The following is a 20059-nucleotide window of genomic DNA, read 5'->3' as shown; positions in this document are numbered from 1 at the left end:
TATGTCTTTTAATAATTTCTAAAAAACTTTTGACTTATAAAACATTTTTCGCTTGTCTCAATCATAAATTTTATCACACACTATAATTCTATAATATGCTGATGTTTTTTTATAGAAACGTGTTCTATTTTGTTATCAAAAAGCTTATTTTAATTATATTATATCACATTTTCTTTTTTTAAAAACATAAAGTTCTTTTATCGGACTATATCTTTTCTTAAAACCAAAGATTTAAATACATAAAATTTTATAATATCTGTTTTAAAAACTTATCTTGCTAATTTCTTAACTTCATTAGTTTTATATCAATTTTTTATGAAATATTCTAAAATGGTTTTAGAATCTGCTCTTTTTACTAATTATATTAAACTTCATTTATCCTTTTAACCTGTTAGATATAAAGTTATAATGTTTAAAAAGGATTTCAGGATTATTTTAGAAGAGTATAGTATAAGAAATTTTATGCGAAATAGGAGGAGAGATGAAGAAAAAAATTATTTTGCTACTCATATTATTAACATTTTTAGGATGTTCCCCCATACCTAAAATCACTAAAAATGAAATCATAACTCCAGATAGCATCTCAACAGATACTTTTGGAAATCAAAAACTTACATTTTCCAACACAAACTGGTGGAAAATGTATAATGATCCTGTTCTTGACCAATTGGTAGATTTTGCATTAAAAGAAAATGAAGATCTAAAAATAGCCAAGTTAAATATTTTAAAAGCTGATGAAGCCATAAATCTTGCAAAAGCTGATTCAGGAATAACAATAAATTTAGCAGGAGATTTAAAAAGAGAAAAGCTCGGAAAAAATGGAACTACTCCACCACCATTTGGCGGAAAAATAATTAATATTGGAAATATCGGCCTTCAGGCTGATTACAATATTGATCTATTTAACAAAACCAGTTCTTTAACTGCTGAACAAAAATATAAAGCTGAAGCTGTTAAACTTAATTCAAAATGGATTGAACTAGATTTATCTAACAGAGTAACAAGACTTTATGTATACTGGAAATATTTATATCAAGAAAATGCCATTCTTACTGAACAAAAAAATATCCTTACTGAAATAGAGAAATTACAAAAAACAAATTTAAAAATTGGAAATGGTATAGAAGATGATGTATGGGCTGTTCAAGATGAGATAAGAGGAATTGATACACTTCTTAAAGAAAATGAACTTAATAAACAACTTACAATTAACAATTTGAATATCTTATCAGGAAACAAGCACAGTACTGAAATATCTTCTCTTCTGCAAAAAAATTCTCAAAATTTAAAAACAACCTTTAAAGAAAAAGTCAGTATCCCATCTTCCATCTCTTCTGATATTATTATAAACAGACCAGATGTAGAATATTATCTAATGTTGATAAAAGGACAGGAAAAACATTTGGATGCTGCCAAAGCAGATTTTTATCCTCAATTTTCTATCACAGGTGAATATGAATTTGAAGGAATTAATTTTAATAAAATATTGAGAAAAGATTCTCTGTTAGGTTTCATAGGCCCAAGTATCTATCTTCCTATTTTTCATTCAGGAGCTATCAAAAGTACATATAAAATAGCTGGTACTGATATGAATATATTTATAGAAGAATACAATAAAGCTATTATCAATGCTTATAATGATGTAGATAATGAACTTTACAAAACTAAAACTCTATGGAGCACTTTAAATGATTCAGATGAAAATTTTAAAACACAAACTAATCTACTTTCAAGAGATAAAAAAAGATTGGATATTGGAACTATTTCAAAATATGATTATTTATCTAAAAAATACAGCTGGTATGACAGTAAATTAGATAATGAACAGCAGCATTTTAATTTATATACTCAGCAATTACAGCTTATTAACTCTCTTGGTGGAACATATAAAATTGATAAATAAAACATGGAGGATAATATGGAAAATAAAACAATAACTAAAGATAATGTGGAGGAAACTGAAAACCACTCTGAAAGCCCAAAAATAAAAAAAGAAAAAGCAATTAAAAAAATCTCTATTTTTCTGATTATTCTTATAATACTAGGAGCAATATATGGAGCTTACTGGTTTTTATATGGAAGAAATTATGTAAAAACTGATGACGCTTATGTCAATGGAAATCAAAATGTAATAACTTCTCAAGTAGAAGGAACTATTACTCAAATCTACATTGAAGATACTCAATTTGTTGAGAAAGGTCAGCTACTTGCTGTCTTAGACGATACAGATTATAAAATAGCTTTGGAGAATGCCGCTGCAAGTTTAGGAAAAGCCGTTCGAGCTTATTCAAATCTTTCTTCAGATGTAGCTCAGGCTGAAGATAATGTAAAAGTAAAAGAAAGTCAATTAAAAAAAGCTGAAACTGATTTTGCAATGGACAGGGCTTCATACAATGCTGGTTTGACAAGCAAGCATCAATATGAAACAAGTAAAAATAATTTGAATATTGCTGTTTCTTCTTTAAATCAAAGCAAAAAAGCTTTGGAAAATGCAAAGATACAAGCTGAAAGCAACTCTATATACAATCATCCAGATGTCCAACAGGCAATAGCAGCATACAAAACTGCCTATGTTAATCTTATGAGGACAAAAATATATGCTCCTGAATCTGGAAATATAGCAAAAAAATCTGCTTTTCTAGGTCAAAAAGTTTCTGCTTCTCAAGAACTTGTGACTATTATAGATCTAAACAATATATGGGTAGATGCTAATTTAAAAGAAACTCAAATGAAAAATGTCAAACCAGGAGATGAAGCTGAACTTATAAGTGATATCAACGGTAAAAAATATATTGGTTATGTACAGGGATTATCTGCTGGTACAGGAAGTTCCCTTTCCCTCCTTCCAGCACAAAACGCAACTGGTAACTGGATAAAAATAGTTCAGAGAGTCCCAGTACGTATAGTTATAGATAAAGACAGTCTTCAAAAAAACGGTATGCTCCCTATAGGAAGTTCAATGGAAGCTATTGTTGATGTAAGAAAAGAAACTAAAAATATACTTCCATATCTGAAAAAATCTTCAAATCTTTACTCAATTGATGAAAATGTAATGAATAAGGAAATTGATAATATTATAAAGGCTAATATAGGTAAAAATTAAGGAGGCATATCATGGGAATATCTTTTGAACTCATACTAGCCACCTTAGCTCTGGCAATAGGTTCATTTATGAATGTACTGGACAGCACAATTGTAAATGTATCTCTTACACATATAGCAGGAGATTTTGCAGTAGCACCAACACAGGGAACATGGGTAATTACATCTTATGCTGTTTCAGAAGCGATCTTTCTTCCTTTAATAGGATGGCTGACTAAAAGATTTGGAATAGTAAGGCAATATATTGCTGCCACTCTTTTATTTACCCTTGCAAGCATGCTCTGTGGTATAAGTTTTTCTTTTGGATTTTTGCTTTTTGCAAGAGTTCTTCAGGGAATAGTTGGTGCCAGTATGATACCACTTTCTCAAACTCTGATGTTGAGTTTTTATCCAAAAGATAAAAAAGCTATGGCTATGGGAATATGGTCCATGACTGTAGTCATCGCCCCAGTTCTTGGGCCTGTTATAGGAGGTTGGATAACTGACTCTTTCTCTTGGAGATGGTGTTTTTACATCAATCTTCCTTTTGGAATAATATCTACATACATAGTTTATTCTATTTTTAAGAAAAAAGGTCATAAAGATAAAATAGAAAAAGTTCCTATAGATAAATGGGGTCTTACATTTTTAGCTTTGGGAATTGCTGCTCTGCAAATAATGTTGGATAAAGGAAATGATCTGGACTGGTTCTCAAGTCCTTTTATTGTAGTTCTAGCTCTTATGGCATTTATTTTTATTACTATACTGGTTATCTGGGAATGGCATCAAGAAAATCCAGTAGTCAATGTTAAATTATTTCTTAACAGAAATTTTGCTATTGGAGCTATCACCTTAACAGTATCCTCAATGGCGTTCTTTGCTTCTGTTGTTGTAATTCCCCTATGGCTGCAAAATTACATGGGATATACTGCTCTTCAAAGCGGTATGACTACTGCCACCCTTGGGATTTCCATACTGTTTATAGCTCCAGTGTTGGGAAGTGTATTGAATAGATTAGATGCAAGAAAGGTTGTCGTCACCGGCTTTATTCTTTTCTCAATAACTGCTATACTTACAGGAAATTATCCTCCTGATGTAACATCAACTTATATATCTGTTTCCAGATTTTTGACAGGTATCGGACTTGGAATGTTCTTCATCCCATTGAATACTATTACATTATCAAATATTCAGCCTGAAGATATGGCTGGAGCTTCTGGACTATACAATTTCACAAGAAATATAGGAAACAGCTTTGGAACTTCCCTTGCTATAAACTTCTGGGATCATAGAATTTCTATGCATCATCAGGATTTGATTTCTGCAATCAACATTGGAAATCCAAATTATTTAAGCTATATTCATCAAGTTGAAGGACCCATACAAGCAAAACTTGCTCTTATCAATCAGATGATCACAGAACAATCTGCTCTTATGGGAGTAAATGATATAATTATAGGAAGTGCTTTGTTGGTACTTCTTCTTACTCCTTTAATATTTCTGGCTAAAAAATCTGTTGTAAAATAATCTTCCTGTTGCTATAATTATGAAAGAACTTTTTACGGAGGATTATTGTGAAATATAAAATGATAGTTACAGATTTAGATGATACTCTTTTGAACTCTAAAAAGCAGGTATCTCCTATAGATAAAGAAGCTATAATGAAGGCTCAGAAAGCTGGAATAAAATTTATTCTTGCTTCTGGAAGACCTACTTTTGCTATGAAAGAACTTGCTCAGGAATTAAAGCTTGCTGATTATGGAAGCTATATACTTTCTTTTAACGGCTCTATTATTACAGAGTGCAGCACAGGAAAAAATATCACTGAAGAGACACTGACTAAAGAGGATATCCATTTGATGTATGATTTCAGTAAAAAACACAATACTCATATTCTTACATACATAAACGATGAAATAATCTCTGAAACTGATAGTGAATATATAGATGTAGAAGTAAATCTTACTAAAATGAATCACAAAAAAGTTGAAGATTTTAAAAAAACTGTAGATAGAGATGCTGTAAAATGTATGCTTCTGGAAGAACCTTCATACCTTAAAAAAGTAGAAGAGGAATTAAAAAAAGAATATGGAAACAAATACAGCATAGCTATATCAAAACCTTTCTTCCTTGAAGTAACAAAGCTAGGTGTAGATAAAGGAACTGCTGTAAAAAAATTAGCTGATATTTTGGGAATAAAAATAGAAGAGGTAATTGCAGCTGGAGATTCATTCAATGATCTTCCAATGCTTAAAGCTGCTGGGACTTCTGTTGCTGTTGCAAATGCTCAGCCTGAAATAAAAGAAATTGTGGATTTTGTTGTTTCATCTAATGATGAAGGTGGAATGGCAGAACTTATAAATAAATTTATTTTTACTAAAAATTAACCTTGATATGAGATACTTTTCCATATAAATCTTTTATTTTGGAGGAAATATGGAAAAGAAATCTCATAAAAAACAATATATTTTTATTATTCTTATCTATCTTATCATTTTCATTCCTTTAGTTTTTCTCAGATATCCAGATGCCAGAAATGAACTTAAATATTTTGTGATAACTGAAGATATGATAAAAGCTAAAAATTATCTCATATTAAAATACTTTTCTGAACTTTACCCAGACAAGCCCCCACTGTATTTTTGGATATTAATATTTTTTAAAACATATTTCAGTAATATGTTTTTTTCATTATCTCTTTTATTCGGAAGTCTTCTTCCATCTTTTGGGATATCAATTTTATCTTTCAAACTTTTTACAAAATTAAAAGATGAAAAATTTGGATTTTTTATCACTTTAATCTTAATGACTATTCCATATTTTACAGGAATATCAGTTTTTTTAAGAATGGATATGCTTATGAGTTTTTTCATTTCATTAGCTCTCTATCTCTTTTTTACTACATATATCAATAATAATAAACCAAGAATAATAAAACTTATTGTCATGTATACGAGTATAGGTATTGCTGTCCTTACAAAAGGAGGAGCAGGATTTATTATTCCTATTCTAGTTATTCTGACTTTTCTTGTTCTTGAAAAAAATCTGTCATTCCTCAAAAAAATTCATTTTTTTAGAGGAATATTACTGATACTGGTAATCTTAGGAATCTGGTTTTATGGAATATATATACAACCTGATGGAAAAGAATATATTTCTCTTCTCCTAGGTCAAGAGACCCTAGGAAGAATGGTAAAAGCAAAAACTCATTCAAGACCACTATATTTTTATCTTGTAAGGCTGCCATTGATACTTTATCCATATGGAATAATCTATCTTGGAGCTTTCATATATTATTTAAAAAATATAAGAAAATATTTCTCATGGTCACTGATTGAAAAAATTGGATTTGCATGGAGTGTAGTTCCATTGATATTCTTCTCTTTTGTAAGTGGTAAGCTGGAAATATATCTTCTTCCTCTTTATACTGGGTTTGTTGTTTTAGGTTTTACCTTTATGGAGAGAATTAAATATAGTAAAATTGGAAATATTTTCATAAAAATAACAGAGGTTCTTTTAATAATTCCTTTGCTCCTTGACATATTATTCAATAAAGAAAAAAATAGAGAGAAATGTATAAAGTATCTGATAGGAACTACCCTTGTTCTCTATTTGACTTTTCCATTTTTACTCACAAAGTATAATGATGAATTTACCTTGAAAAATATAGTTCAACTTATTCAAAATACCAACAACAAAATAATTACCTATAAGTTCTCTGATTTTCTGAATATCTCTTATGAAGTAAATAAAAATATAGAAGATCTTGAAAATAAAGATATTATTTCCAAGATTCCAAAAAATAGAAAAATATTTATAGTGAGCAGAGAAAAATATAAAGACGAAATTGAAGAAAATAATAAATTTAAACTTCTTTACAATAATAGAGCTTATTATCTATATAGTAATTAAAGAATTAAAAAAATGGATGTCAAAGATGTATCCATTTTTTAATTTTATTTTCAAAATATTTGTATTATAAATTTTTTGAATAGTTATTAGAATTTTATTGAATTTTACTTTATTCTTAAAAAATGATAACATTTTTATTATTGCAACCAAATATTTTGAAAGGAGAAACATAAATGAGAAAATTATCCCTTTTACTAGGTTCTTTACTTGTTGCAGCATCTGCATCTGCAAAAGAAGTTGTTCCAGCTCCTATTGTAGTTGAAGAGGCTCCTGTACAAGTAATTGAAAAAGAAGTTATTGTCTACAGAGACAGAGCAGAAGGATTTAGACCTAATGGAGTATTGAATCTGGAAACTAGATTCTATGGAAAAGCAGAGGAACTAAATTACAGGAACAATGAGGTTAAGAATAACTATACTGAACTCAATCTCTCTGGAGATATTCAAATGACTGAAAATCAATCTTTTGCATTTGAAGTTAAATCATTCTCTGACTGGAATCATGGCTCAGACAATCCAAAGCAAAAAGGTGAAGATGGAAATGAAATAAAATTAGATTATTTCTATAATCATGGAACTATTGGAGATTCTAAAGTAGAATTTGTATCTAGAATAGAATATGAAAATGTAAGTGCCGATGAAACTCAAAAAATAGAGTACTGGGCTGGATTTAATTTAGCTGAATATATGTTCAACAATGATTATATCAAAACTACAGATTTCACTATTGGGCCAAAATATGAATATGAATGGGCAGATTCAAATGATGATGAATATGCTAATAAAATAGGAATTAATCTAGAATCAATGACTGAATTGCCTTTGAATTTTGCTTTTGAATTAAATATTTTTGCTCAACAAAACTTCTTAGGTAAAAAATATGGATTTGATAGTGGAAGAAAGGAAAAAGATAAAGATTTCACTGTTGATGTAGAAGCATATTTATATAATGTAACAAATCTTTATACTAACAGCAGTGAAAACTTCATGCTGGACTTTGTATTTGAAGGTGGATATGACCAGTACAACTGGAGCCAATATAAACTTTATGGACACGAAAATGAAGATAGCCAAAAATCAGCTTACTCTCTATATGCTTATCCTGGAATCCAAGGAACTTATCAAGTCACTCCTGCTTTCAGTGTATATGCTATAGCTGGAGCAGAATACAGAAACTGGGCAATAGAATCTGAAAAATCAGCAAGTCATTGGAGATGGCAGCCTACTGTTACTGTAGGAATGACTACTGTATTCTAATTAATATAATTTTGCCATAAAAAATATTCTGAAAAATAATAAGAGATTGATTTCTAAGCCAAAAAATAATTTTAGCTTTTTATTCAATCTCTTATCTCTTTTATATTAGTTTTTATTCTCCATCTTTTTTTATTATCAATGGTATATTAGCTATCAAAGTCGTTCTTCTTTTATTTTCAGGACTTTGAGCCACTTCTATGTTCAGACTGTCTCTATCAATATCCACATATTTAGATATTGCAGCTATTATATCATCTTTCATATCTTCAAGCACACCAGAAGGAAGCATCGCTCTATCATGGATCAGAACCAATTTCAGTCTGTCCTTGGCAATATTTTTAGATTGATTATCACTTTTTTTAAAAAAATCAAAAATTCCCATAACACACCTACTTTCCAAAAACCATTTTTAGTTTATCAAAAAATCCATGTTTCACATCTAGATTAAGGAAAGGAACATCTTTCCCTGTCATTCTTCCTACAACATTTCTGTATGCTTCTGCTGCCAGAGATTCTCCTTTATATACTAAAGGTTCTCCTTTATTTGTTGATATAACTATATTTTCATCATCAGGTATAACTCCAAGCAGTGGTATTGCAAGAATATCCAATATATCTTCTACTCCAAGCATATTTCCAGCTTTTACCATATCCATTTTTATACGATTTATTATAAGCTTTGGACTTCTTATGTCATTAGCTTCTAATAATCCTATTATTCTATCTGCATCTCTTGTAGCAGATATCTCTGGAGTTGTAACTACAATAGCTTCATCTGCTGCTGCTATTGCATTTTTAAATCCCTGTTCTATTCCAGCAGGGCAGTCTATTATTATATAATCAAAATCTTTTCTCAAGGCTTCTATCAGAGTTTTCATCTGATCACCATTAATATCATTTTTATCTCTGATCTGTGCAGCTGGCAGAAGACATAAATTAGAACATCTTTTATCTTTGATAAGAGCCTGTGCTATTCTGCATCTCCCTTCTATAACATCAACCAGATCATATACTATTCTATTTTCAAGTCCTATTACAACATCAAGATTTCTTAACCCAATATCAGTATCTATTAAAAGTACTTTATTCCCTTTAAGAGCCAATCCAGCTCCAAGGTTAGCAGTAGTAGTAGTTTTTCCTACTCCTCCTTTTCCTGATGTAACTACAAACACCTTTGCCATCTTAATCCACTCCCAACATAAATTTTTGGTTATTCACAAAATGAACGTGTACTAAAATCTTCGATAAATATTTCATTGTTTCTGATGTAAGCTATTTTGAATCCGCCTTTTCTGTCTATCTTGTTGGTATCAAGAATCTCTTTTTGCATAGGCTTTGCAGTAACTGCACCGATTACCATCTGGATAGGATTCATAAAATTAGCACCTATAAAAGCATCTGAATCTTCATCTAGTCCAGCATAAATAGTACCATTCAAATATCCCAGAACGATTACATTTCCTCTGGCCCTAACTAATGCCCCTGGATTTACATCCCCTAAGATTACTATATTTCCATCATATTCCAGCTTACTCCCAGATCTCAAGGTCCCTTTAAAAAACTTTGTAGGCCCTTCTTCTGTCACAGCTTTAAAAAACTTTATCTTATCTTTTTTTTCAGGTCCACTTTCAGAAAATACATAAGTGATATTAATATCACTATTTAATTTTATTAGATCAATTAGTACATTTTCCTCTAATTCTGATAATATTCTATTGCTAAATTCAATAGCCAGCTGAACATTTCCAATAAAATTCCTAGCTTCTCTTACTTTTTCGACCAAGCTGTCTCTAAGAGTCAAAAAATCTACTTCTGAATTTAAGTGTATCACTAATCTGTCTTTTTTCCCTTTTAAAATAACATAATTATTCATAAGTTTCACCTTTTTCACTCAACTTTATAATCTTAGTATATCATATGGTTTTTTTATAAGCAACAACAATCCTTATTTTATTATTTGTACCAATCGAGAAAAAATGTTATAATTTTCTAAAAATGAATTAAATAAAGAAAGGATATCCCATGAAAAAAAACCTATTTAAGGGCAGCGTTGTGCTTAACCCTGTTCCTGTGGTCCTTATTACCAGCAGAAATTCCGAAGGTAAAGAAAATGTTTTCACTGTAGCATGGACTGGAACTATTTGTACAAAACCTCCTATGCTGTCTATATCTATCAGACCTGAAAGACTTTCATATGAATATATAAAAGAAACTATGGAATTTACTGTAAATCTTCCTACAAGAAAACTGACTAGAGAGACTGACTACTGTGGTGTTCGTTCAGGAAGAACCAACAACAAAATAGAGGAAATGAAATTTACTATGAAGGAAGGGAGAGAAGTAAAAAGTCCATATATTGATGAATGCCCTATAAATATAGAGTGTAAAGTAAAAGATATAATTCCTCTTGGAACACATGACCTTTTCCTTGCAGAAGTTCTTTGTTCTCATATAGATTCAAAACTCCTTGATGAAAATGAAAAAATTCATTTTGAATGGGCAAACCTCATAAGTTATTCTCATGGAGAATATTTCCCAATGCCTAAAGAAGCTATTGGAAGCTTCGGTTATTCTGTTGCTAAAAAGAAAACTATTGAAAAAAAAGCTGCTTCTAAAAAAACTGGTGCTCCATCAGTAAAAAATAAAAAAACTCAAACAGGAAAAAAGAAGGTGAAAAACAAATGATAGATAGAATAAACGCTCTTGGACAGTTTCTTGTAAATCAAACAGGAAAAACTTTTAACTTTAAATCAATAAAAAGCGACCATATGTACCCAGGTATACTTTTCTCTTTTGCTGGAGAAGATTATCTTGTAACTCCAGATAAAGCTGAACTGGATCTCACTATTGCTCTTATGGCTTCCAGAACCTTTGAGGACTATCCTCCAAAGCATGCCAGAAAATATACTCACAGAAAATTTGAAAAAATAAATAAAAAAATTCAAGAAAATATTACCTATAAAGGTAAAAAATATGTTATCATTAAATTATAGAAGGATTAGTTTAATTTTTTTGTATATCTCTTAATGAGAAGAGCATTTTATTTTCATTATAAAAAGGAGGGATAAAAATGAAAAAGACTTTTTTAATAGCAGCTGTATTAGCTATAGTATTTGCAGGATGTACTCGTACTGAAAAACATATAGCTACTGGTGCAGCAGTTGGTGCTGTAGCTGGGCATATAATAGGTGGTAATACTGGTACTATTGTTGGTGCTGGTGTTGGAGCAGCTTCTGGTGCTATTATATCTGAAAAAACTAAGTAGAACATTTGAGGCTGGTCAAAAAGACCAGCCTCATTTTTTTATTTTAATTTAAATTAAATTAATCAATTTTAATATAGCCCACAAGCTTTATTAACTTCCTGAACAAAAATAACTCCTCTTCCAGGCTCATCTATATTAAGATCTTTTCTTATTGAAGAAACAATCTTTTCAGTCAAAGAACTTTGAGAAATAATCATTACAATTTCTTTTTCTGGCTCTATATCCATAGCAAAAAGCTTGCTTGTTTCCTGTATCCCAGAGCCTCTTCCATTGATAACTGTAGCTCCCCTTGACCCTGCCTTATTTGCAGCTTCAACAACATGTTCTCCATTACCTTTTTCAACAATAACAACTATAAGATTATACATAGATTTTTCTACACCTCTACTTTCTTCAGGATTATAATTAATTTCTTTCAGCCCTCTAACACCTATTGCTTCTTTTACAGGAACAGTAAATGCAACTCCTTTATTTGGTTTATCAAAAGAAAACTTTTTATTCAATTCCTCCATTGTTGAATAAATTATCTTCCTTTCTCCAGCCATTAATATAATCTCTTTTCTAGACTCATTAATTGCAAGAAATTCTAAGAAGGAATTTTTTATTGTTCCTATCCCCAAGCATATTGTACTTCCTGTCACTCCAAATTTTTTTGCATATTTAATTATTTTACTTCCCAACCCATAATTAACTATTATATACATTAATTCAAGTTCTACATCCATAAAATCATTCTGCATTTTTCAGACTTTCCCCCTTCTTTAAGTTCATTCCAAAAATAAACCCTAATATCTGTAGCGTTATTATTGGTGTCATAGCTACTGTAGCAATCATTCCAAAACCATCAGTAAGTATATTTGCTCCCTCTACTGCCTCTGCGGCCCCTTGTGTAAAAGCCAGAATAAAAGTTGTAGTCATTGGTCCAGTTGCTACCCCTCCAGCATCAAAAGCAATTCCCACAAACAGTTTAGGAATAAAATACATCATAGAAAGACTTATAATATACCCAGGCAAAAGATAATGCCATAGCTGTATCCCAGGCACAATAATTCTTATCATTGATAATCCCACTGCAATTCCTACTCCTATTGAAAGAGCAATTAAAATAGCTTTTCTTTTTACATATCCACTAGTTACATTTTCGATCTGATGAGTAAGAACATAAACTGCTGGTTCTGCCAAAATCGTTACAAACCCAAGAATAAAAGCTATAATAACCACATATGTCTTATTATCAAAAGATGCCAGAGTATGCCCTATAATCCCACCAACATCCATAAATCCTGTATTAACTCCTACCAAAAACAAAAATAAACCAATAAAAGCATAAATAAATCCTTTTACCATCTTTGCAACATTTTTGCTGCTCATTTTAAAATAAACCTTTTGAAAGAAAAGAAATATTATAAGCAGAGGTAAAATAGTTAAAAATCCCTCTTTAAATAAACCTGGTGTATTTTCTATAAAAGGTCCAAATATAGAATTTGATTCTGTGAGATTAAATTCAAGCTTTGCTGTAAAATCTCTAGTTCCTGAAAAGATACTCAGTATCATAACTGACATTATTGCTCCTACTGATGCTATTGCTACCAGTCCAAAACTATCCATTTCTGAAGCTTTACTATCTTTTTTCATCGCAGATACACCTAGTGCCAAAGCAAGTATAAAAGGTACAGCTAAAATTCCTGTAGTTGCCCCAGAAGCATCAAAGGCAATTGTTAAAAATTCTATTGGTGTAAATAGTGCCAATATAAAAACCAAAATATAAAGTACAGTAAGTACCTTGTATAAAGGTATATTTGTTACAATTCTAACAAAACCCATTGCCAGCATAAGTGCCAGTCCTATTGATACAATGCCAAGGATACTCAAGCTTGATATCTGTCCAGATGTAACTATATCCACCTGATCAGCTAAAATAATTAATCCTGGTTCAGCAATTGAGATAAAAAATCCTACAATCAGCCCCCCAACAACCACAATCCACATTTTATTTGATTTTGCAAGAGTGGCTCCTACCTGACTTCCCAAAGGTGTAATCGCTATATCCACCCCTATCAAAAATATAGAAAGTCCAATAGTTATTAAAATTGCTCCAATTATAAATCTAATAATCAAAGGTGTCCCCAGAGGTGTCAGTGTAAAATTCAATATTATCACAATGATTGTAATAGGCAGTATTGAAGACAATGCCTCTTTAAATTTTTCAGTATAAATATTCAAGTTACCATCTTCCTTTCTTAAATAATCGCTCTTTTTTATAAATAATTAACCTAACTAAAAATTTTGATAAAAACTCTCCTTTCTTGTTAGATATTTAATTATCTTTTATACTTAATAGCTTTATTCTAACACATTTTCATTCTTCCCCAAAGGAAATAAATATAAAAAGCAGCTTTCTCTAAATTTAATTCAAAAGAAAACTGCTTTATATTTATTTTTATTCAATTATTTATACAAACATAGGTATTACATAAAGTCCAATTGTTGTAATTACTAACCAGAACACCCAAATAAATGCCATGAACCCCCATACATCTTTTAATTTCATTCCTACAACAGACAACGCTGGAATAACATATAAAGGCTGTAATAAATTAGTTGCTTCATCTCCATATACAAAAGCATTTATTACATATAGCATATTAGCATCTACCTGCTTTGCAGCATCTACTAATAATGGACCTTGAACTATCCACTGTCCTCCTTGTGAAGGAATAAATAAGTTAGTTACAGAAGCTGATATATATGCCCAAACTGGCATAGTAGAAGCATTTGCAACGTTTATAATTGCTGCAACTACAACAGCTCCAAATCCTGAATCCATCATCATTCCTGCTATTCCCCCATAAAATGGAAACTGAATTATTATCTCAGTAGTTAAAAACATATTTTCTTTATATGCTTCAACAAATTTTCTTGGAGTATTATACAGGAAGCAATTCAATGTAATAAACAGAAATATAATAAAATTTACACTCAAAGCTCCTAGAAAACCTTTTGTTATAAATGTATTTCCTAAAACTAAGATTCCAGATATTCCTATAAGATACATTATTATTTTGCTTCCATTTAATTTATCTGCAACTGTCTCATTTTCTTCTATTTCTTCATTAATTTCTTCATCATCTAAAGCAGTTTTAAATTCTACAATCTCTTCTTTTGGAGGAACTGTAAAAATACTTAATAATACAGTAAACACTGCCATGATTATAAACAAAGCCACATTTACATTGTTATATACAGTATCTGCCTGTGTAAGTATTCCTATTTCTTTCTCAAGAAAATGTCCTTTTGTTGCAACAAGAGCGTAAACAGATGCACTTGGTCCTAGGCACTGCCCTAAAATCATTGTAGAATATCCTGCTGCAATCATCATAGGGAAATGCAACCCTTTTATCTGTTTTGAAAGCTGCATAGCTAAAATTGGAGTAACAACTGTACAAAAAGCCCAGTTGACAAAGCTAGAAACATACCCAAATCCCATTAAGAGTATCATAGCTCCCATTGGTGTTTTTGGCACACTTGCAATCCATCTTAATACTTTTTTTACTTGCTTAGATTTTGCACATACAGCACATGTGACTACCATAAATGCCATTTGAAATGCAAAAGTCATTTGAGTCCATAATCCATTATACCAGTGTATAACCATTTTTACAGGGCCAGTCTTTGTAAAAATTATTCCTAAAACAAAAACTATAAAAGTAAGTATTAAACAAAATACAAATGAATCAGGAATCAATTTATCTGCTGCAAATTGAAATTTTTTACTTAATCTCCACAAAAATGTTCCTTTATTTGTTGATTTAGTATTTTCCATATCTTATCCCCCTAATTTTATTCTACATAGTTTTTTGATGTTTTTAGCTGTATGATCAATTTCTTATTGAATTTATTCTTAATATCATTTATTTTTTCTTTAGGATACTTGAAAAAACCTTCTCCTGATTTCATTCCCAGTTTATTTTCAAGTACTTTTTTTCTTAATAAAGGATTGGCTTCTTTTCTATTATCCATAACATTCAATAAATTATCTCCTACAGTACACCAAATATCTAACCCTCCTATATCAGCTATTTCCAATTGACCAGATGTTGCATATCTAAATGCTGGTCCAAATTTTAATGCTTTATCTATATCTTCTGGTTCTGCCACTTCCATCTCTATCAATGAAAAGACTTCTCTGGCTATTGCCTGCTGTATCCGATTAGCAACTAACCCTGGTATATCTTTTAAAATCTTTACAGTTTGTTTTCCAGAATTAGAATAAAGTTCTTCCACTTCTTTATATATTTCTTCAGGCATATTTCCAAAAAATGATAGTTCTCCAATAGGCATTAAGTGAGCTGGATTATACCAATGACATACCATTATTCTTTTTTTTCTGTCCTCACTTATATCTCTGCTCATTTCATCTAATTTCAAACTTGATGTATTACTTGCAAAAATTGTTTCTTTTTTACAATATTCATCTAATTGTTTAAATAATTTTTGTTTCAATTCAATTTTTTCTGGAATTGCTTCTATCACATAATCAGCATCTTTTACTGCTTCTTTTAAATCAGAAAACATCTCTATATTTTCTAATGTTTTTTGAATATCATCTTTTTTTATAAAATCATTTTCTAATAAAAACAAGAGCTCATCTTCTATTACCTTCTTTGCATTCCCTCTTATTTCTGCATTAGTCTCATACAAGCTGACATTGTATCCATGCAGAGCAAAAACTTCGGCTATTCCATGTCCCATTGTTCCAGCACCTATAACTGAAATATTTTTTATCATAACTATTCATCTCCATTTTTTAAGCCTAAAATCTCTCTGGCTTCAGCAGGAGTTGCTACTTCATTCATAGAATTTTTAATCAATCTGGCTGCCCTTTCCACAAGCTGAGCATTTGAAACAGCTAATTCTGCTGGTCCATAATATACATTATCTTCCATTCCCACACGCACATGTCCTCCCATGGCAATAGCTGTCATTAGAATAGGTATATGTCCTCTTCCAATTCCCAGTGCTGACCAAGTACTTCCTTCAGGTATTAAACTTTTTAAATAAACTAGATTTTCAACAGTTGCAGCTGTTCCCCCAGCAGCTCCTAACACAAATTGATAGTGTACTGGCTCTTTTAAAACTCCTTTTTTTATATAATACAATGAATTATATATCATTCCAGCATCAAAAATTTCAATTTCTGGTTTGACATTATTTTCCTGCATTGTATATCCTAATTCCTCTAAAAATTTAGGGTGATTAATAAACAAACTATTATGCATCCAGTTCATAGAACCACAATCATAAGAAGCAAGATCAGGTTTTATTGATTTTAAATGTGCCTGTCTAGTTTCATCAGTAGCATTCAGATCTCCTGATGTTGTTAAATTAATAACTATATCACATTTTTCTTTTATAAGTTTAACTGTTTCTTCAAATTTTTTAGTATCCATTGTTCCTTTTCCCATATCATCTCTCATATGAAGATGTGCTATAGACGCTCCTGCCTTATAGCATTCATACACATCATTTGCAATTTCTTCTGGTGTTAAAGGTATATTAGGATTATCTTTTTTAGATGGCCAAGCTCCTGTTGGAGCTACTGTTATTATTATTTTACTCATATTAATTCATCCTCCATTTATGTTTTATTAATAGTATGAATTAATAAAGCAAATGCTATGCCATCTTTCACTAAATTATAAAATTTACATTTATTCATGGTTTATGAAAAAGTGCATTTTTATTATAGATGATTATTTTCATCGTTTTATTTTAAAAATGTGAAATTTTATACTTTTAACTCTAAACTAAAGAAAAACAGGTCAGATGAAAAAATTCATCTGACCTATTCCAAATTTCATCACTCATATTCTTTTAATTTAAGAATATCTATCTCTAAACTTTTACATTTTTTTACCACTGTTGATTGATCAATCCCTAAGTGTTTAGCCGCCTTTCTTGTTGAGCCAAAATTTTTTAAAGCTTTACTTATCATCCTTTTCTCCAGATAGGATACTGCTTTTTTTAAATCATAATCACTTACTTCCATAAAAAAATCATCACTATCTATCATTGGAGCTACTTCTCTTACAGTTATTATTCCAGTTGTATTTATTACTACCATTCTTTCAAGAAAATTTTCTAATTCTCTGATATTTCCAGGCCATTTATATTTTACTAAAAGTTCTATAGCCTCTTTATCTATTTTTGTATTTTTATTATATTTTTTATTGAATATATTTAAAAATTCAAATATTAGCTCTGGTATATCCTCTTTTCTTTTTCTTAATGGTTCTATATCTATTGGAACTACATTCAATCGATAAAACAAATCTTCTCTGAATTTTCCATTCTTTATCTGTTCTTTCAAATTTTGATTAGTAGAAGCTATAATTCTTATATTTAATTTTATCGGCTGTGTTCCTCCCAGTTTCATAATTTCTTTTTGTTGAAGAACTCTTAAAAGTTTTGTCTGTAGTTTTATCGGCATATCCCCTATTTCATCCAATAGAATAGTTCCTTCGTTTGCCAACTCAAACATTCCTATCTTTCCATTTTTCTTAGAATCTGTAAATGCTCCCCCTTCATATCCAAACAATTCTGCTTCTAATAATTCACTTGGAATAGCAGCACAATTCACTTTAATAAAAGGCTTGTCTTTTCTAAAACTTTTATAAAAAATCTCATCAGCTACTAATTCCTTTCCTGTCCCTGATTCTCCAGTTATTAAAACTGTTACATCTGTTGGAGCGATTGTATTTATTAAAGTAAATATAGAATTCATTTTTTCACTTTTATATATAAGTTTCCTATTAGACATTTGTCTGCTTCTTAAAAACTTAATCTCTTCATCCACTTTTAAAGATGTTTTTTTCAATTTTTCAATTTTATTTTCTAAATCTTTCAATTCACTTATATCTCTATTATTTATAACAACAAGTTCTACATTTCCATATTTATCAAATATTGGGCTTCCAGTTACTAAAACATCTTTATCCAGTTTAACTATTTTTCCAATATTATTTATTCTCTTTTTTTCTTTTATTACATCTAAGGTTACTGCTCCTTTATAAATATCCCCTTTTGCCAATATATCTCTGACATTTTTTCCAATTATTTCTTCTTTTGTTATCCCAGTTATTCTTGTATAAGCCTCATTTATAAAAAGAGTTTTTCCTTCACCATTAGAAATATAAATACCATCAAAAAGATTATCTGCTATCTCTTTAAAATCAAAATAGTTATTGAGAAACTCCTGATATTCCTTGTAGATAAAATCGTATTTTTCTTTTACTGTTTTATCTTTTTCCATAGCTTTTAAAAATACTTTTTCAATATCTTTCCATATTTTTTCTAAACTATCTCTCTCCCTCATATCAGTTTTCCTCCCCAAAATTTATTCTATGCTATCTCACATCTATATGTACCTTTTTTCTTAAATTCCACCAGTCCTTCTACTCCACATCTTACCATGCTTTCAGTTGCAGAATCAGTATAAAAAGCCATATGTTGTGTTAATACTACATTTGGAAATTGACGTAAGTAGGCCATATCTCTATTTTGAATTATATCCGATTTTCTATCCATATGATATATTCCATTTTCATTCTCTATTACATCCAACCCCAGTGCTCCTATCTTTTGATCTTCTATCCCTTTTATCAAAGCCTGAATATCCATAAGTTCTCCTCTGGCAGCATTTATAAGTATCACTCCATCTTTCATTTTATCTATAGTTTCCTCATTTATCATATGATAAGATTCATCTGTTAAAGGAACATGGAGAGAAATCACATCTGATTCTTTGTATAAAGTTTCCATACTTACATATTGAGCATATTTTTTTATCTCATCACTTTCATATTCACTATTCGCTAATATTTTGCATTGAAATCCTGCTAGACTTTTTATTACTGTTCCACCTATTTTTCCTGTTCCAATTACTCCAATAGTAAGATTTCTTATCTCTCTTCCCATTAAGCCACTAAGAGAATAATCATTTACATTTTGTCTCCACATAGCCGGTTTATAATTCCTTATTGTTAAAAGTATAAGCATTATTGTAAAGTCTGCCACTCCATTAGGAGCATAGTCTGCATTACATATTTTTAATCCTATCTTTTTAGCATGCTCTATATCTATATGATTGTAGCCAATTATTCTGGTAGATATGTATTTTATTCCTGCCTCTTTTATCATGTCCAGCAAATCTCTTTCTAATTTGCTGTGCCCTAGAATACTTATTCCTTCACAGCCTTTAGCCATAAGAAGAGTCTCCTGTGTGAGTATCTCCTCTGTTTTTACAACATCAACACTATATTCTTTTTCTAATTTTTTCAATATTTCTTCTTCATCTTTTCTCAATTCAAAAAATGCTATTTTCATACTTTTCACCCTATTTCTCTAATAATCTATCTTAATAATTATGATATCATACTTATGAATTTTTTCTATATTTTTTATTTTGAAATTTTCCAAAAAAGACACAATTCTATGCTATAATTTTCACAGATAATTATACTAAAAATTTAAGGAGGGTATTCCC

At 30.2% G+C, this 20059-nt stretch carries 19 protein-coding genes; 9 read left to right on the top strand and 10 right to left on the bottom strand.

All coding sequences use genetic code 11. The features are described from left to right. Positions 1–481 precede the first annotated feature (481 nt). The 6 genes from C4N20_RS08965 (at position 482) to fomA (ending at position 8249) form a co-directional block, all read left to right on the top strand. Positions 482–1903: a TolC family protein gene (locus C4N20_RS08965; protein ID WP_005979207.1), complete on the top strand. Its 1422-nt coding sequence runs from the start codon at positions 482–484 to the stop codon at positions 1901–1903. A gap of 15 nt (positions 1904–1918) precedes the next feature. Further along, on the top strand, positions 1919–3103 hold the full coding sequence (locus C4N20_RS08960) for an HlyD family secretion protein (RefSeq protein WP_005979206.1): 1185 nt from the start codon (positions 1919–1921) through the stop codon (positions 3101–3103). Between the two features lie 11 nt (positions 3104–3114). Continuing rightward, positions 3115–4608 carry a DHA2 family efflux MFS transporter permease subunit gene (locus C4N20_RS08955; protein ID WP_005979204.1) on the top strand — a complete coding sequence of 498 codons (1494 nt, stop codon included), beginning with the start codon at positions 3115–3117 and terminating at the stop codon, positions 4606–4608. 47 nt (positions 4609–4655) lie between these two features. Then, on the top strand, positions 4656–5468 hold the full coding sequence (locus C4N20_RS08950; protein ID WP_005979202.1) for a Cof-type HAD-IIB family hydrolase: 813 nt from the start codon (positions 4656–4658) through the stop codon (positions 5466–5468). Between the two features lie 49 nt (positions 5469–5517). Then, positions 5518–6993 (top strand): ArnT family glycosyltransferase, encoded by a 1476-nt coding sequence (locus tag C4N20_RS08945; protein ID WP_005979200.1) that lies wholly within the window; start codon positions 5518–5520, stop codon positions 6991–6993. A 173-nt stretch (positions 6994–7166) separates the two neighbouring features. Continuing rightward, positions 7167–8249: a major outer membrane protein FomA gene (gene fomA, locus C4N20_RS08935; RefSeq protein ID WP_005979198.1), complete on the top strand. Its 1083-nt coding sequence runs from the start codon at positions 7167–7169 to the stop codon at positions 8247–8249. Positions 8250–8361: 112 nt separating this feature from the next. On the opposite strand, the gene minE is transcribed toward fomA, so the two are convergent. From minE to C4N20_RS08920, 3 genes are read right to left on the bottom strand one after another with little or no spacing between them, the layout of a single operon-like run. After that, positions 8362–8631, bottom strand: a complete 270-nt coding sequence (minE, locus tag C4N20_RS08930; protein ID WP_005979197.1) for a cell division topological specificity factor MinE — start codon at positions 8629–8631, stop codon at positions 8362–8364. Between the two features lie 7 nt (positions 8632–8638). After that, complete coding sequence (gene minD / locus C4N20_RS08925; RefSeq protein WP_005979195.1) at positions 8639–9430, bottom strand: septum site-determining protein MinD; 792 nt, start codon at positions 9428–9430, stop codon at positions 8639–8641. A gap of 29 nt (positions 9431–9459) precedes the next feature. Beyond that, positions 9460–10122, bottom strand: a complete 663-nt coding sequence (locus C4N20_RS08920) for a septum site-determining protein MinC (protein ID WP_005979193.1) — start codon at positions 10120–10122, stop codon at positions 9460–9462. A gap of 149 nt (positions 10123–10271) precedes the next feature. Here C4N20_RS08920 and C4N20_RS08915 point away from each other — a divergent pair, with 149 nt between their 5' ends. The 3 genes from C4N20_RS08915 to C4N20_RS08905 all read left to right on the top strand — a co-directional run bounded on the left by C4N20_RS08915 (position 10272) and on the right by C4N20_RS08905 (position 11514). Beyond that, positions 10272–10934 (top strand): flavin reductase family protein, encoded by a 663-nt coding sequence (locus C4N20_RS08915; RefSeq protein WP_005979191.1) that lies wholly within the window; start codon positions 10272–10274, stop codon positions 10932–10934. Continuing rightward, positions 10931–11242 (top strand): hypothetical protein, encoded by a 312-nt coding sequence (locus C4N20_RS08910; RefSeq protein ID WP_005979189.1) that lies wholly within the window; start codon positions 10931–10933, stop codon positions 11240–11242. The genes C4N20_RS08915 and C4N20_RS08910 overlap by 4 nt, the downstream gene beginning before the upstream one ends. Before the next feature lie 77 nt (positions 11243–11319). Continuing rightward, positions 11320–11514 carry a YMGG-like glycine zipper-containing protein gene (locus tag C4N20_RS08905; RefSeq protein ID WP_005979187.1) on the top strand — a complete coding sequence of 65 codons (195 nt, stop codon included), beginning with the start codon at positions 11320–11322 and terminating at the stop codon, positions 11512–11514. Between the two features lie 68 nt (positions 11515–11582). Here C4N20_RS08905 and C4N20_RS08900 read toward each other — a convergent pair whose 3' ends face one another. The 7 genes from C4N20_RS08900 to C4N20_RS08870 form a co-directional block, all read right to left on the bottom strand. Further along, the gene (locus C4N20_RS08900; RefSeq protein WP_005979185.1) at positions 11583–12254 is read right to left on the bottom strand and encodes a P-II family nitrogen regulator; all 672 of its coding nucleotides are present in this window, start codon (positions 12252–12254) and stop codon (positions 11583–11585) included. Beyond that, the gene (locus tag C4N20_RS08895) at positions 12244–13737 is read right to left on the bottom strand and encodes a DUF1538 domain-containing protein (RefSeq protein ID WP_005979183.1); all 1494 of its coding nucleotides are present in this window, start codon (positions 13735–13737) and stop codon (positions 12244–12246) included. The genes C4N20_RS08900 and C4N20_RS08895 overlap by 11 nt, the downstream gene beginning before the upstream one ends. Before the next feature lie 229 nt (positions 13738–13966). Further along, a complete protein-coding gene (locus tag C4N20_RS08890; RefSeq protein ID WP_005979181.1) occupies positions 13967–15337 on the bottom strand; it encodes a short-chain fatty acid transporter in 1371 nt (456 codons plus the stop codon). 17 nt (positions 15338–15354) lie between these two features. Beyond that, the gene (locus C4N20_RS08885; RefSeq protein ID WP_005979179.1) at positions 15355–16302 is read right to left on the bottom strand and encodes a 3-hydroxyacyl-CoA dehydrogenase family protein; all 948 of its coding nucleotides are present in this window, start codon (positions 16300–16302) and stop codon (positions 15355–15357) included. Positions 16303–16304: 2 nt separating this feature from the next. Beyond that, the gene (locus C4N20_RS08880) at positions 16305–17135 is read right to left on the bottom strand and encodes a beta-keto acid cleavage family enzyme (protein WP_005979177.1); all 831 of its coding nucleotides are present in this window, start codon (positions 17133–17135) and stop codon (positions 16305–16307) included. Between the two features lie 239 nt (positions 17136–17374). Next, positions 17375–18889 (bottom strand): sigma-54 interaction domain-containing protein, encoded by a 1515-nt coding sequence (locus C4N20_RS08875; protein ID WP_005979175.1) that lies wholly within the window; start codon positions 18887–18889, stop codon positions 17375–17377. Between the two features lie 26 nt (positions 18890–18915). Continuing rightward, the gene (locus C4N20_RS08870; protein ID WP_005979172.1) at positions 18916–19899 is read right to left on the bottom strand and encodes a D-isomer specific 2-hydroxyacid dehydrogenase family protein; all 984 of its coding nucleotides are present in this window, start codon (positions 19897–19899) and stop codon (positions 18916–18918) included. Positions 19900–20059: the final 160 nt, after the last annotated feature.

The sequence above is a fragment of the Fusobacterium ulcerans genome (genome assembly GCF_003019675.1).
In the GTDB taxonomy this organism is placed as follows: Bacteria; Fusobacteriota; Fusobacteriia; order Fusobacteriales; family Fusobacteriaceae; genus Fusobacterium_A; species Fusobacterium_A ulcerans.
The sequence above is the reverse complement of the archived record's forward strand: the minus strand, read 5'-3'. Positions and strand labels throughout refer to the sequence as shown.

Excerpts from the sequence above, each read along its gene's own strand:
- C4N20_RS08885 (WP_005979179.1), bottom strand. The coding sequence starts at position 16,302 with ATGATAAAAAATATTTCAGTTATAGGTGCTGGAACAATGGGACATGGA.
- C4N20_RS08905 (WP_005979187.1), top strand. The coding sequence starts at position 11,320 with ATGAAAAAGACTTTTTTAATAGCAGCTGTATTAGCTATAGTATTTGCA.
- C4N20_RS08875 (WP_005979175.1), bottom strand. The coding sequence starts at position 18,889 with ATGAGGGAGAGAGATAGTTTAGAAAAAATATGGAAAGATATTGAAAAA.
- C4N20_RS08960 (WP_005979206.1), top strand. The coding sequence starts at position 1,919 with ATGGAAAATAAAACAATAACTAAAGATAATGTGGAGGAAACTGAAAAC.
- C4N20_RS08910 (WP_005979189.1), top strand. The coding sequence starts at position 10,931 with ATGATAGATAGAATAAACGCTCTTGGACAGTTTCTTGTAAATCAAACA.
- C4N20_RS08890 (WP_005979181.1), bottom strand. The coding sequence starts at position 15,337 with ATGGAAAATACTAAATCAACAAATAAAGGAACATTTTTGTGGAGATTA.
- fomA (WP_005979198.1), top strand. The coding sequence starts at position 7,167 with ATGAGAAAATTATCCCTTTTACTAGGTTCTTTACTTGTTGCAGCATCT.
- C4N20_RS08920 (WP_005979193.1), bottom strand. The coding sequence starts at position 10,122 with ATGAATAATTATGTTATTTTAAAAGGGAAAAAAGACAGATTAGTGATA.
- C4N20_RS08945 (WP_005979200.1), top strand. The coding sequence starts at position 5,518 with ATGGAAAAGAAATCTCATAAAAAACAATATATTTTTATTATTCTTATC.
- C4N20_RS08915 (WP_005979191.1), top strand. The coding sequence starts at position 10,272 with ATGAAAAAAAACCTATTTAAGGGCAGCGTTGTGCTTAACCCTGTTCCT.
- minD (WP_005979195.1), bottom strand. The coding sequence starts at position 9,430 with ATGGCAAAGGTGTTTGTAGTTACATCAGGAAAAGGAGGAGTAGGAAAA.
- minE (WP_005979197.1), bottom strand. The coding sequence starts at position 8,631 with ATGGGAATTTTTGATTTTTTTAAAAAAAGTGATAATCAATCTAAAAAT.
- C4N20_RS08955 (WP_005979204.1), top strand. The coding sequence starts at position 3,115 with ATGGGAATATCTTTTGAACTCATACTAGCCACCTTAGCTCTGGCAATA.
- C4N20_RS08965 (WP_005979207.1), top strand. The coding sequence starts at position 482 with ATGAAGAAAAAAATTATTTTGCTACTCATATTATTAACATTTTTAGGA.
- C4N20_RS08880 (WP_005979177.1), bottom strand. The coding sequence starts at position 17,135 with ATGAGTAAAATAATAATAACAGTAGCTCCAACAGGAGCTTGGCCATCT.
- C4N20_RS08870 (WP_005979172.1), bottom strand. The coding sequence starts at position 19,899 with ATGAAAATAGCATTTTTTGAATTGAGAAAAGATGAAGAAGAAATATTG.
- C4N20_RS08900 (WP_005979185.1), bottom strand. The coding sequence starts at position 12,254 with ATGCAGAATGATTTTATGGATGTAGAACTTGAATTAATGTATATAATA.